The following is a 14,237-nucleotide window of genomic DNA, read 5'->3' on the forward strand; positions in this document are numbered from 1 at the left end:
AGATGGCCGGTTTGTCTACCCTTCGGACGCTCATTCAATCTGCAACGAAAGCCTGCAATCCGCCCTTCCTGGACGTTCAATAACTCTGCAGCTTAAAGCTGAAAAGGTGCACTTAGCAGTCGAAAAGATACTTTCTCAGGAGCTATTGTGAAATTGGTACAGCCGTTGTTAATGTCCGGCCCCTTCGCTCAAGATGTCTAAGTACGCTCGATAGGCGAACACTCGACCGCGTTTCCGGCCGGTAACTTCCTCAATTAGGCCGAGGGTTTGCAGCTGCGCCAAAGCCGCATTGACCGTAGGCATAGTGAGCCCGCTTTGTTCCACTGCAGCACTCGCTGTCAGGAACGGTCGCGTACGCATTAGGTCATGGACCTGAAGGACAGAGCCTGTCCGATCCGCTTCTGCAATAATCCGCTCGCGATCTTCTGCCATTAGAGATGCAATCCGGTTCGCGGTTTCAAAGGCCTGATTAGCGGTGTCCGCCACACCATCAAGGAAGAATTCGAGCCAAGCTTCCCAGGCACCGCGCTCACGCACTTCCTGCAAGAGGCGGTAATAGTCTGCACGATTTGTCTTCAGATACAGCGAGAGATAGAGAAGCGGTTGACGCAGAACGCCCTCGGCACACAGAAACAGCGTGATCAACAAACGGCCAAGTCTTCCGTTTCCGTCCAGGAAAGGGTGGATCGTCTCGAACTGCACGTGAAGCAAACCCGCCTTGATGAGCGGCGGAATGTCTTGAGTATCAGCATGCAGAAACTGCTCCCAGTCACCGAGGCAATTCATGACCTCGTTTGGTGGTGGGGGCACGAACATTGCGTTGCCTGGACGGGTACCACCGATCCAGTTTTGGGAGCTGCGAAATTCACCAGGGTTTTGCGTGGCGCCGCGTCCGCTGTCGAGCAGCCTGCTGTGCATCTCACGAATTAAGCGAAGGGAAATCGGCAACGAGGCCATCCGGTCAAGCCCGTACATCATAGCGTCGACGTAGTTGGAAACTTCTCGAATGTCATCAAGCGGCGCACCCGCGACTGCTTCCGTTTCAAACCTTAAGAGATCGGACAGTGTCGATTGTGTGCCTTCGATCTGCGAGGACAAAACCGCTTCCTTGCGGACGTACATGTAGAGAAAGAGTTCCTTGTTCGGCAGAAGCACGGAAACTCCATCGAGCCGCCCCAAGGCCCGTTCTGCCGCGCTCAAGCGTGTCAGCAAGTTTGAGAGGTCAATAGAAGGCTTCGGTGGCAGTGGTGGGGGTACAAAGGCGCGCGCACGTTCACCGGCTACAGACGTCTCAACAAACTTTCCTAAACGTCCATCAAGTTCGCTGGTTTCGGACACGACAATGGCTCCAGAGCGTTGAGTACGGAGATTTAAATAACGAAGTTCGTTAATTAAGGAAACATCGATTTCGTTAATTAAGCGCCATCGCTAATTAAATTGGTGAAAGTAACGCTCTGTGTAACGGAGAGCCTCTAGCTGGCTGACGCGGATGGCAGTCGAGGAGTTTGCTTGACGGCAGAACTGAATTCCGCGGCAGCTATTCACTCAAAATTTCGTCACGCTCTATTCGCAAGGCCTCGATGAGTTCGAGATTGCGATACACTCTTCTGCATAGCTCTTGATAGCCGGCCCAATAGCCATAGTCATTTGCCTGCTTTTCAAAGCTGGACGGTTGCCACCAATCTAAAAACCAGGACGAAGAACGGGCCTGCTTGATTGCAAGAAGGGGATTAAGGTCTCCATGTATGAGCTGAACAAATGGCTCCGGCTCCAAGAGATACCCTGAAGAGTCAAACTTCCTATAGTCCGCACTCAGCTTTCTGCAGGTGTTAGAAAAACTGGCTTGATCATATTCGCCCGAGCCCCCCACCACTTCGCTGAGATTCAACGTAGTTTTAAAAATTTGGCAGTTGAACCCATCATGCATCGTAACAATCGCCACGTTGCCTTCCCTGGCCGTACTTCTGATAAATGCTATTTTCTTAGGGCTGAGTTTCGCCAGTTTTTCCGCCAATTTCACACCATAAGAGCCCAAGGCATCCACTTCGAAAGGGTGACCTTCGCCGTGCTTGAGCCAATCCGGACGAACATTCAGATATTTGGCAACTCGGTCGGAAAGCTCAAAAGGTGGATATGCGCTCCCACCAAAGACGCGTTCTAATTGCTCCGCCGTCTCTTCCGAAACAGCCTCAGCGACTTTCGAAACAGAAATTTTCGCATCGGCCGCGTCATTGATCTGCGCAAGTGACCATTTGTACCTGGCAGAAACGCTGGACAAAAAAGTCTCTTCTAGCCGGGCAACAATTTCAGCATTCATGGAACGATTGCTGAGTTTTGCTGCCTCGGCGATTTGATCGCGCATGCCGTTCGGAAGGCGAACGACAAATTGATCTTTATCTTTGGCTTTGGTCTGGCTCGTCATGGCCTGTTGATACTCGCGAAGTGCTATACAGAAAATACTAGCATAATGCGATCTTTATGGCATATGGTGCGCCGATAGATAGCACAATGCTACTAACTCGGAGCATGTCAAATGAATAAACAAAACTGGCCGCGGATTCTCGTGCGCCTGCCTGTTGAGACCAAGCGATTCTTGGAGTTGGAAACCCAGAAGAACGCGTCCTCGTTGAACAGCGAAATCGTGCGATGTATCCGGCATCGAATGGAGGAGCTCGGTAGATCCACACACTCTGTTCAAGGGAAAGGCTGAAATGAACCTAGAAACCCCGAAACAAGCCGCTGAACGCACAATCTTCACCGAGAAACGCATCCGTGCCTGGATCAGCCTGGGCAAGATCCGACACGTGAGGATCGATGGAAGCCTGTTCCTTCCAGAAGGAGCAATTGAAGAGTTGATTGAACGAAACACGATTGAGCCATGCCAAGACCCGCAGACCCACCAAAACTCAAAAAGCGCAAGAACCGGCCGTTCTTCTTCATTGTATTCCACGATGCCGAGACTGGAAAAAGACGTGAGTGTTCAACAGGTACTTCGAACCGTGACGAAGCTGAGGAAAAGCTCGAAGACTTCCTGAGGGATAGGCGTACCCAACGAACAGGGCGCCCCGTTCCGCCGCACAAAATGAAGATTGCTCAAACGTTGGACGACTATGCAAACTTCAAAATGGGAAAGAAAGCGGCAGAACGCTTGAGCTACTCGTTGTCCAATCTCCTTACCTTCTGGCAGGATAAAACCGTTGATCAGATCAACCCGGAGACGGTCGAGCAGTATTGGAGGTCGAGTTCTCGCAAGCGGTCGACCTGCCGCCGCGAACTTACGGACCTTAGATCCGCAGTCAATCATTCAATCAAAATGAACCGCTTGCAGGAGTTTCGTTTTCCAGAACTTCCAAAGGACAGCAAACCCAGGAAGCGATGGCTGACACAATCCGAGTATGTCCGCCTGTTTTGGGCTGCTGGCGACGAATACCGGAGCAAATTCACTTTGCGGCTGTTTTTGATGATTGCATTCTACACGGGAGCCCGCAAGAGCGCGATCATGGAGCTGGAATGGACGCAAATCGATTTCAAAGCGGGAAAACTGAACTTCAACAAAGACGGCGCGGAGTTCGATGAGGAAGTTGATTCCGAGGGCGGCAAACCTCGGTCTCACATCCCGATGCCACCGGAGCTATTACGGCATCTGAAACGTCGGTTCGACCTATATGGCAAAAAGACCGACTTCGTCTTTCATCAAAAACACAATCCGGCCAGACGCGTCAAAAGCATCGATAGAGGCTTTCGGCAAGCTGCCAAAAAAGCAGGCTTGAAACAGGTCACCCCGCACACTCTTCGCCATACCCGCGTGAGTCTTCTGGTTCAGGCGGGCGAAAAAATCTCTGACGTCTCAGAGTACATGGCGATGAGCTTCCAGACCTTGGAGAAGGTCTATTCCCATTTCAACAACGACCATATTCGTGAAATGGCACAGCGCTTGGGACGTTCGCGAAATGCTCGCAGAACCAATTCCACGGAAAGAGAAATCCGGGAAAAATCGGAAATTTTCGAGAACACGAAAAATCGAGAAATCTCATGAATTCAATATCTTATAGATTTATACAATCCTCCGAAGGCAGAGGTCAGAGGTTCGAATCCTCTCGGGTGCGCCAATTTTTCCAATCTAAATTACAGTAAATCAAGCGTCAGTTAGCCTTTGCTTTGACGGTCTTGAAACTGGCTGAGCCGCTTCTGGGCACAGTCACGAGGTAGGATGCCCACAGCAGTCTTGCGGAGAGAAGACGCATGATAGCGAGCGCGTCGGCGTGCTGGATCTCAACCAGGCGCAAAGCCCATAAACCCGGCGCGGACCCTATGCTTTCGCTAGCTCGTGATACCATAGGAGCGGCTGGAGTCTGCCTCGCTGCCAATTGCCGGTTCCAGCCATGTGATCGTAAAGCAGATACCGTGGAAGTCACGGCTCTCAATCACTGGGGCTCCGGTCATGGTCGATCAGTCGACTACGGCTTAAAGGAATGACGGCCGCAAGAGCTGACAGGAAAGGCAACAGCTGCCCAAAGTGATGGCGCTACTCAACACGAAACGCCTTCAAGCCCCAGGCGCAGAAGATGAGAAAAGCTCCAGTCGGCCGACCATCGGCAATTTGAGAGAAATGTCTTTCACATCAATCCCGTAGGTCAAGCCGAGAATGTTCAGCTCAAGCCCCTCTTCCAGGGCGAGCATGAGGCCGAACACCCCAAGCACTGAGATCTGATACCCTGTGCCGCTGGGGGCTCTTGCCCAAAACCCTTCTTCGAGGAAGTCCTTGCCGATGGCCGTAGGCGGCAAATCGAGCCTCAGCTCGGGAACGGTACGGCCGAGATGGGCAATAAATGTATTGGAGTTCGGCCCCGGCCAAACCGTATACCGCCCATCGAACCGGTAATTCTGGATCGCATTCTGAAGTCGTGGGATCGCAGCGGCAGCAGTTTCTCCCCGAAGCTCTGCCAGCAATTGGGGCTCGGAGCCAAACCAGCGGCTGTCGGGAGCCCGGCGGGACGACGAGACGGCCCGCCCGCCATGACGGACGCGCCAGCCGGTCACTTCATAGGTGGTAAAGTGGGCTGCATCGGCTGGCTTGATCGAAATCCAGCTGTGAACGCCAAAATATCCGCGCCAGCTAAAAGCCTTGGCCGCATAGATCTGCACTATGGCCTGGCGGTCCCTGAGCGGATCAGGTGCGATGCCAAGAGGCTCCCTGCTCGCGGTGCTCCAATGGACCGCTCCGTTCTGCCCGCCCGTTACAAAGGCGAACAGGCCGAGCGCCCCGTTGAAAATCAAAAAGACGATTGTCCAGATAATGATCCGGCGCATGCACCACCTTGGCTAATAATCTGCCCACCTTGTACATGAATTGGGGCCGAATTCGGACTAACTCAGCGGGCATTGATCCGGATCGACAAACGCCCGAGGCGCTAAAACCCTTGCCCCATTGCTTGCAGGAGACCGGTGGTCCTTTCATTCTGCCGGTGCGGGTGCCGTAGCTGGCCCAGCCTTGGTGGTCTGCGTTACATCCACGGACAAGATGACCCGAAGCAAGGGCGGCACAGTCAAAAGGGTCAGGAAGGCGGACATGGATAGCCCTCCAACGACAACCGCACCCAAACCGCGATAAAGTTCCGACCCTGCGCCCGGGAAAAGCACCAGCGGCAACATCCCGCAGACCGATGTCAGCGTCGACATGAATATAGGCCGGATACGATTTCGCGTCGCTTCTTCAATCGCGTCGATTGGCGCCATTCCATCCTGCCGCAAATGATACAGCGTCTGATGGACGATGAGGATGGCATTGTTGACCACAATCCCGACCAGAATGACGAAGCCGAGCAGGGTCAGCATATCGAGTGGCTGGGTTTGAAACCGGTTTAACAGGGCAAGACCGCCAACGCCGCCGGCAGCCGCAACCGGGACCGATATCATCACGACAAGCGGCAGCAGGAACGACTCGAACAAGATCACCATAACAAGGAATACAATGATCATCGCGACCGCAAGGTTGATCTGGATGGCGTTCCACGTTTGCGAAAGCTGGTCCGCAGTTCCGGACACCGACAATTGGACCCCGGACGGCAACCCCTGGCTTTGAAGAACATCAACGACCTCCGACTGCAGTAATTCCACAGCCGCTTCCAGCGGCAGAGTGTCGGACGGCCGGACTTCCAAAGTGACGGTGCGCAACCGTTCGCGGTGAAGTATTTCGGTTGGGCCCGCGGTCAAACGGACCTCAGACAGTTCGGACACCGGGATAATCTGGCCGTCCGAGGTTACAACCGGGAATGCCCCAACATCCTGGGTCCGCAGACCTTCCAACGCGTCTTCATCGCCCAGCAGTTTCAGATCCAGCCTGCGGTTGCCAACGCTGATTTCAGCGATCCGGATCCCGTCATTATAGGCGTCTACGGTGCTTGCAAGTGCTTCCGTTGTCAGTCCCGCATCGGCCAGACGGACGCGGTCCGGAACCAAACGCAGCTCGGGTGCCCCAAGTTCAAGACCTGGAATCGGACGGAATTGATGGCCTTCCGTGCGTGGGAGGACGCCTGCGATTATTCCGGCAGCACGGCCCGCAACGCCAAGGATCTCCTCCAGTTCATCCCCGGACACGTTCAGCTCAATCGTTCGCCCGCCGCCGATCCCACGGCCAAACAGAGATGGCTGGGTCATAAATCCGAATGTTCCAGGCTCGGCGAATATCGGCCGGGACAGGACCGGGATCAGTTCAGCGACACGGGTTTCATCCACCGCCGAGGCGCCAACAAAGCTGCTCCCAGGTCTTGCAACAAAGAAAAAGCTATCAACTGCCGGAGTACCGTCATTTGTGGCGGTTTCGGGCCGTGCCTCCCAAAGAGGCTGAGCAACATTCTCAATACGCTCTGCGATGGTTTCTGTGGTGTCGAGATTGTATCCAGGGGGCGGTATCAAGAGCCCGAACACCAGGTTGCGGTTGCCCTCCGGCAAGTATTCAAGCTTGGGCAGGTAGGCCCAGGCGAGGGTTAGGGCGCCACCAGCAATGACGGCCACCATAACAAGCCCCACAGCCCGGAAACGAACTGTCAGCCGGACATAGGCCATCACGAGCCAACTGAAGCCGGCGGCTATATGGTCGATGCCGGGCAAACGGCGCTTGCCCACCTCAGCCCCGGACAATAGGCGCGACGACAGCGCGGGAATCACCGTGATGGCAACAACGAGCGACAAGAGGACCGACACGGAAATGGCAACGGCGATGTCGCGGAACAGCTGCCCGGCCTCAAGTTCCATGAGCAGGATCGGGATGAACACCATGACCGTGGTCAATGCCGACACAAGGATCGCCCCCCAGACCTGGCGGGTTCCCTCATAGGCAGCTTCCCGTTTGGACATGCCTTTTTCACGCAGCCGGTAGATGTTTTCGAGAACAACAATGGCAGCGTCCACGATCATGCCAACGGCAAATGCGATACCAGCGAGGGAAATCACATTCAAAGTCCGGCCGGTGGCTGCCATGGCTACAAATGTGGCAACGATAGACACTGGAATGGCGAGCGAGATCACCAGCGTTGCGCGGGGACTGCGCAGGAACAGCAGCAGGACGCCAGCCGCAAGCAAGCCACCGATCCAGATGTTTTGTACCACCAGATCAATGGCGCCCTGAATGTAAATGGTTTCATCATAAACCTGCTCCATGACGAGGCCTGCTTCGGAAACAGGTCCCGCTTCCAGCTCGTCGAGGACGGTTTTGACCTCTTCCATGGTGGCTATGACATTGGCGCCTTGCTCCCGCACAATATTGAATGCAAGACCCGGTTCCCCCCGGAAGCGCAAGCGTGCTGTGGCTTCTTCATATCCAAAAGACACATCGGCAACATCGCCAACCAGAACCCGTCCGCGCGCGCCGACCTCGCCCGGCCGCTCTGACCTGAGCACGACACTCCTGACCGCTTCCACTGTGTCCAGGCTGCCTTCTGCGCGAACAACGTAGCGCCGCTTGCCCTCGTCCACGTTTCCTGCGGACAAGGACACGTTTTCCGCCCTGAGCTGCCGCACAACATCAGGAATCGTCAGCCCGTACCGGGCAAGCTCTTGCGGGCGGATGATGATCTGAAGTTCCCGCGAAACACCGCCGAAGACATTTACGGTTGAAACGCCATCGACCCGCTCGAGGCGTTCCTTGACAACGTCTTCTACAAAATCCCCATACTCGGGCAGAGCGCTGGTGTTTCCAGGCTGCGCCCGCAATGTTACCCAGGCGATCGGGCTGTCGTCGGATCCGGAGGTGTTGAGGGTTGGTTCGCTTGCTTCTGCCGGATAACCGTCCACCCGATCAAGCCGGTTCGATACAAGCAGCAGAATGTCGCCCATGCTGGACCCGACGGAAAACTCAAGAGTGACCTCCGCCTGCCCGGTCCGCGACCGGCTGGTCATTTCCTCAAGGCCTTCAAGACCGCGAAACGCGTCTTCCTGAAGATTCACAATCTCGCGTTCGATTTCCGCAGGCGCGGCCCCTGGCCAATTTGTCTCGATCACAACGACAGGCTTGCGCACATCGGGTGCCAATTGAACCGGGATGCGGGTCAGGGCGAGTGCACCAAATAGAACAGCCATGACCACAACGGCCAGAACGGCAACCGGGCGGTCAATGGCGATGCGAATAAGATTCATGAGCTGTCGCCCTTACATGTTTCCCTGACTGTCCGGCGCACTCAATTCGCAGTGCGGGCGGCGGCCTGTTTTTGCGGCCCTGCAGCCCCGCCATCACCAATCTGGTTGCCCTGTTTGGCCCCATTTACCGGAGTCGGCGCAATCTGCTGACCGGGCCGAAGACGTTCATTTCCGCGAACAACGACGATGTCCCCGACGGAAAGCCCGGAGGTCACTTCGTAACGGTCGCCAAGGGCAATGCCGATCTGGACCGAACGTGGCTCTGCGATGCCATCCTTGGCCACAAAAACCTGCCATCCATCACGGCTTTGAATAAGTGCGTCCTTGGGTACCGCTGGAACACTTCGCGGTGCGCTGACCGGCAGATCCAAAGTCAGTGATTGGCCTGCTGCGGCGATCCCCTCCTTTGAGACGACATCAAACACCACAGGCCGGGTGCGGGTTGCGGAAGATTCTGTCGGCAGTGCCGCCCTGAGCTTCAAAACGATGGCACCGCCCGATCCGGTCGTGCCATAAACAGTCTGGTCCGGTTGCAACGCCTCGATAAACCGAGCCGGTACATTGGCCTCCACGCGGATGTCATCCGTGTCGATCAGCCGGGCAACCTCGCTGCCAAGCGCGACAAACTGGCCAACCTCCGTGCCAACTTCAATCACGATGCCGTTGAACGGCGCGCGTACCATCGCATTGTCGAGATCGTATTTTGCCCGGCGGAGCGCCATTTCTGCGACATTCACCCGCGCAGCGGCTTCCGCCTGGCGGCCTTTGGCAACCGACAGAACGTTCAGGCGTTCATCATATACTGCCTCTGAAATGATGGACCGCTGCTGCAGGCGTTCAGCGCGGGAATAGACCGTCTGGGCCGTTTCCACTTGAAGACGGGCCGTATCGGCAGCAGCTTTCGCTACCGAGAGGTCTGCTTCAGCCCGGGCCAGCTCAATGCTGAGCAAATCACTGTCGATGGTCGCCAGAATATCGCCATCTTGCACGGTATCGCCGACTTCGACCGGCACCGTATCAGCTACTCCAGCAATCCGGGCAGCTACCCGGCTTTGCCGTTCTGCCACAAGCTCGCCAAAAATGGAAATTGTCTCGCTGGTTTGTTCCTGCGTCACCGTGTCAGTCAACACACCCGCAGGCCTCTGCTGCGCCGGCGCAGCCGCTGGTACGAGCAGGCAAAAACAGACTAACAAAACCGCAAGTTTCATCATTTGGAGATCTCCTGCTAGTTTTACGTCGGTATGCGGCCATCAGATCAAAATGGTCGCATTGTCATTTTTGCCGATTTTACAGGGATCTTAGGTGTGCCGGAGTCGGCCGACGCTGCGTTGGACCAGAAGCCTTTGTAGCATGACGCACAGAATTTGGCACCGGCAAGCAGAAGGTGCATTTGTGGGCCTGTTCTTTGAATGATTATAAGCAAGCGGCGTTGGCATCATTCGATTGCGCGCAAGGCAAGAACCCCGCCGGTTGTTGACGAACCGATTTACAGTTCGACGAAGTCGGCCGAACTACAAAAAAGCGGGGCATTTGTGCCCCGTTTCCTCTAATTTCGATGCGCTTTGGCAGGCTCGATGTTACGCACGAACCGCCGCAGTGTGTGTAAGCCCATGGCGGTTCCCGCGGAACAGCAGGAACAAAGAAAAAAACGAACCGGTGAGTGGAATATTGTCTCCCGATAATCACTCCAGCTCGATCCAGGCTGCTTTTTTGGCAGAGGAACGTACGCAGGCGTCCACAAACCGGACGCCATCGAGACCTTCACGTATACCCGGCAGCAGGCCCATGCTTGTTTTACCGGCCTGATGTGACCTGATGGCGTCAGCAGCTTCCTTGTAGAGATTGGCAAAGCCCTCAAGGTAGCCTTCCGGATGGCCAGGTGGAATGCGCGTTGCCGGGGCAACCGTCCCGGACATGCCAGCACCCCCCCGCGTAATCACATGAGGAGGTTCCCCAAAGGGCGAGACATGCAGGTAGTTGGGATTTTCCTGATGCCACTCCAAACCGCCTTTGTCGCCGTAAACACGCAGTTTCAGATTGTTTTCATTTCCAGGTGCCACTTGAGAGCACCACAGCATTCCTTTCGCCCCGCCGGCAAACCGCAGCATTACGTGGCCATTGTCATCCACCTGCCTGCCGGGGACGAAAGACTGCAAATCTGCGGCAAGCCTCTCCACGCGCAATCCCGAGACAAAGCAGGCCAGATTATGGGCATGTGTGCCGATATCCCCGGTCGCCCCTCCCGCTCCAGACCGCGCGGGATCCGTCCGCCAATCCGCCTGTTTGTTGGTTTGCTCAACGGTGAGCCAGTCCTGTGCGTATTCGACCTGCACGACCCGGATGGTTCCGAGCGCGCCCTTTTCCACCATTTCCCGCGCCTGTCTGACCATAGGGTAACCGGTGTAATTGTGGGTCAGGACAAAGAGACCACTCGACGCTTCCGCAGCCTTTGCAAGCCTTTTGGCATCGGCCAGGGTAGAGGTCATCGGCTTGTCGCAGATGACATGGATGCCGCGCTTTAGGAATGCCTTTGCCGCCGGATAGTGAACATGGTTGGGGGTCACGATCGCGACGGCTTCAATTCCGTCCTTCAATCGCGCTTCGCGCTTGGCCATATCCTCGAAAGAACCGTAGATACGGTCAGGCTTCAGACCAAGCGCCCGGCCGGACTCTTGCGCCTTTTCGGGCGTTGAAGACAAAGCCCCGGCAACCAGTTCGAAACATCCATCAAGCCGCGCGGCGATCCGGTGAACCGCGCCAATGAAGGCATCTTTGCCGCCGCCCACCATACCAAGCCGGACGGGCCGCACGAAATCCGTGTCCTGACCTTCGATTGTCATCGTCTTCTCCTATCAGATCCCGAGCATGCGCCGGTTGGCCGCTTCATCAGTACCGCTGCCGGCGAACTCGTCAAAGGCCCTTTCAGTCACACGAATAATGTGATCTTTCACAAATGCAGCTCCTTCCCGAGCGCCGTCTTCCGGGTGCTTGAGGCAGCATTCCCACTCCACAACAGCCCATCCGTCAAAGTCATTTGCCGCCATCTTGGAGAAAACCGCGCCGAAATCCACCTGACCATCGCCCAGGGAGCGGAACCGTCCGGCCCGGCTGACCCACGGCTGATAGCCGCCGTAAACCCCTTGGCGCCCGGTTGGATTGAACTCCGCATCCTTGACGTGAAACATCCCGATACGGTCCTTGTAGATGTCGATGTTGTCGAGATAGTCGAGACACTGCAAAACGTAGTGAGACGGGTCATAAAGCATCTGCGCCCGGGAATGCTGATCAACCCTGTCCAAAAACATCTCGAAGGTCATGCCATCATGCAGATCTTCGCCGGGATGTATCTCGTAGCAAACATCAACTCCCATGTCCTCGGCATGATCCAGGATCGGCCGCCAACGCCGGGCCAATTCGTCAAAAGCAGTTTCAACCAAGCCTGCGGGCCGTTGCGGCCAGGGATAGACATAGGGCCAGGCTAGCGCTCCGGAGAACGTGGCATGCGCCGTGATCCCTAGGTTCCGGCTCGCGGACAAGGCCATTTTGACCTGATCCACGGCCCACGCCTGGCGCGCAGCCGGATTACCGCGCACGTCTTCGGCGGCGAAACCGTCAAAGGCAGTGTCATAAGCGGGATGAACCGCGACGAGCTGTCCCTGCAAATGGGTGGAGAGTTCCGTAACCTCCACGCCATTTGCCCGGGCAACCCCGATAAACTCGTCGCAATAGGTCTTCGAGCTTGCAGCCTTTTGAAGATCAATCAACCGTCCGTCCCAGCTTGGAACCTGGACGCCAATGTATCCGCACTCCGCTGCCCACTTTGTGATCCCGTCCCAAGAATTGAACGGCGCTTCATCTCCGGCGAACTGGGCCAGAAACAGTGCGGGCCCCTTAATCGTTTTCATGAGTTCCTCCCTCAGGCGCTTTAGTGAACGGCGGGCCTTTCAAATCCAGATTAGCTTGTGGGAACGGCCTCCCGGACCAGATTTTCCAGAAGCCGGGCAACAGCCTCGGCACCTGGATCATTATGTCCTGAAAGGTTCGCCTCCGAGACGTAACTGGCTCTGCCGGCTCGCGCGCGCGTGATCCGTGCGGTTGCATCTGCCCCTTGCCGAGCCTCACGGGCCGCAGCCTCCATACCCTGATCCAGTGCGTTCAGAGCGGGCATCAAGGCGTCGATCATCGTCCGGTCACCGGGTTTTGCGCCGCCAACCTCCATGATGCGGTCCAGCCCTGCCTTTAGGGCATCAACGGCGTCCCGCCCGGAGGAGGATGCATCTCCGGCGGCGGCAAAAAAGATGGCCAGCAGAACACCGGAGGAGCCGCCCATCGTCTGGCTGAGTTCCAGACCGATCGCGCGGTACAGCTGGGTCAGATCCGCCAGGGGCATACGGTCAAGGGCCTTGATGAGCGCCCGCGCGGCCGTCGCAAGCGTGCTTCCGGTATCCCCGTCACCTGATTTTGCATCGAGCGCGTTGAGATCATCTTCAGCCTCAATCAGGATTTTGCAGCACTTTTCGAGGAACTTGCGGGTTTCCTCATTCTTTGACGCAAGTGGCTGGATCGGGGTCAGTCCGTCCGGCAGCGGCAAAATGGAAACAGATGCTAGCGCGAGGCAGCCTGGCCAGACCCAAGGAGCAACAGGGGCTTGCAGCAATCCTTCTTCGGCCTTGCTGACGGGCAAAAGAGACACCGAGAACCCGTGCATATCAAGGGACGTCATCATCGCGGCTGGTCCGACCAGCCAACGGATTTGACCGCCGATCCGGGAATGTGTGAGCTCTTCGGCCAGAACGGACATTTCCAGCGGGGTAGTGCCGCCGAGATTGTTTAAAAGGGCCACATGCGGCCCCGGGGCAAGCGCCGGTTCCAAACGGTCAACCACCATAGCCATGGCGGACTTGGCATTTGAGAACACCACCTGCTCGACCCCGGCTTCTCCGTGGATGCCAAGACCCAGTTCCGCCATTCCGGGACCAATCCGGTCTTCCTTCGGTGACCCCGGAAGCGTGCAAGTGTCCAGGGACATGCCGATGGAGACGGCACCTGCAATCACCTTTTCAGCAGCGTCGGTGACGGTTGCAAGATCTGCGCCCTGGTCCGCCAGTGCTCCAGCAATCTTGTGAACGAACAAGGTACCGGCAACACCGCGCGCCTGCGGCAAGTCTGGTAGGGCAACATCATCATCGACTATGACCATGTTGACCTTCAGCCCAAATGCACGTGCCCGCTCCACCGCAAGCCCGAAATTCAGCCGGTCACCCGTGTAGTTCTTCACGATCACCAGACACCCGGCCTTGCCCGTTACAGCCAGTATTCCAGCCAGGACCGCATCTACCGAAGGCGATGCAAAAACCTCTCCGCACACGGCTGCCGTCAACATGCCCTGCCCGACAAAGCCAGCATGGCTCGGCTCATGGCCGGAACCGCCGCCGGACACCAGTGCGACCTTGGACTTATCCCAGTCCGTGCGGACGACGACTTTGATATGCGGGTACCCGTCCAGCCTAGCCAAGCGCCCGCCCGCTGTTCGAAGGGCACCGTCAATTGCTTCTGTGACGAGTGTTTCCTTTGAGTTGATGAACTGCTTCATGTTCCCTCTC

General features: G+C 56.4%; 10 protein-coding genes. 1 reads left to right on the top strand and 9 read right to left on the bottom strand.

The features are described 5' to 3' along the window. Positions 1-168: 168 nt before the first annotated feature. Both E1180_RS15825 and E1180_RS22655 read right to left on the bottom strand, forming a co-directional pair. Positions 169-1,338, bottom strand: a complete 1,170-nt coding sequence (locus E1180_RS15825) for a Fic family protein (RefSeq protein ID WP_283404649.1) — start codon at positions 1,336-1,338, stop codon at positions 169-171. 199 nt (positions 1,339-1,537) lie between these two features. Then, positions 1,538-2,422 carry an Arc family DNA-binding protein gene (locus E1180_RS22655; RefSeq protein ID WP_155192383.1) on the bottom strand — a complete coding sequence of 295 codons (885 nt, stop codon included), beginning with the start codon at positions 2,420-2,422 and terminating at the stop codon, positions 1,538-1,540. A gap of 456 nt (positions 2,423-2,878) precedes the next feature. Here E1180_RS22655 and E1180_RS15835 point away from each other — a divergent pair, with 456 nt between their 5' ends. Further along, positions 2,879-4,036 (top strand): tyrosine-type recombinase/integrase, encoded by a 1,158-nt coding sequence (locus tag E1180_RS15835; protein ID WP_155192385.1) that lies wholly within the window; start codon positions 2,879-2,881, stop codon positions 4,034-4,036. Between the two features lie 284 nt (positions 4,037-4,320). Here the strand turns inward: E1180_RS15835 and E1180_RS22660 are convergent, their stop codons facing one another. The 7 genes from E1180_RS22660 to E1180_RS15865 form a co-directional block, all read right to left on the bottom strand. Continuing rightward, complete coding sequence (locus tag E1180_RS22660; protein WP_280115256.1) at positions 4,321-4,443, bottom strand: hypothetical protein; 123 nt, start codon at positions 4,441-4,443, stop codon at positions 4,321-4,323. A gap of 102 nt (positions 4,444-4,545) precedes the next feature. Continuing rightward, positions 4,546-5,310: a DUF3750 domain-containing protein gene (locus E1180_RS15840; RefSeq protein WP_155192387.1), complete on the bottom strand. Its 765-nt coding sequence runs from the start codon at positions 5,308-5,310 to the stop codon at positions 4,546-4,548. Between the two features lie 144 nt (positions 5,311-5,454). Further along, positions 5,455-8,634, bottom strand: coding sequence for an efflux RND transporter permease subunit (locus E1180_RS15845; RefSeq protein WP_155192389.1), 3,180 nt, complete (start codon positions 8,632-8,634; stop codon positions 5,455-5,457). A gap of 41 nt (positions 8,635-8,675) precedes the next feature. Next, on the bottom strand, positions 8,676-9,845 hold the full coding sequence (locus E1180_RS15850) for an efflux RND transporter periplasmic adaptor subunit (protein WP_155192391.1): 1,170 nt from the start codon (positions 9,843-9,845) through the stop codon (positions 8,676-8,678). Between the two features lie 471 nt (positions 9,846-10,316). Further along, positions 10,317-11,474 carry a Gfo/Idh/MocA family protein gene (locus E1180_RS15855; protein WP_155192392.1) on the bottom strand — a complete coding sequence of 386 codons (1,158 nt, stop codon included), beginning with the start codon at positions 11,472-11,474 and terminating at the stop codon, positions 10,317-10,319. Between the two features lie 12 nt (positions 11,475-11,486). Continuing rightward, complete coding sequence (locus E1180_RS15860; protein WP_155192394.1) at positions 11,487-12,539, bottom strand: sugar phosphate isomerase/epimerase family protein; 1,053 nt, start codon at positions 12,537-12,539, stop codon at positions 11,487-11,489. A gap of 50 nt (positions 12,540-12,589) precedes the next feature. Further along, positions 12,590-14,227 (bottom strand): dihydroxyacetone kinase subunit DhaK, encoded by a 1,638-nt coding sequence (locus E1180_RS15865; RefSeq protein WP_155192396.1) that lies wholly within the window; start codon positions 14,225-14,227, stop codon positions 12,590-12,592. Positions 14,228-14,237: the final 10 nt, after the last annotated feature.

The organism is Roseibium denhamense (genome assembly GCF_009711415.1).
Taxonomy (GTDB): Bacteria; Pseudomonadota; Alphaproteobacteria; order Rhizobiales; family Stappiaceae; genus Roseibium; species Roseibium denhamense.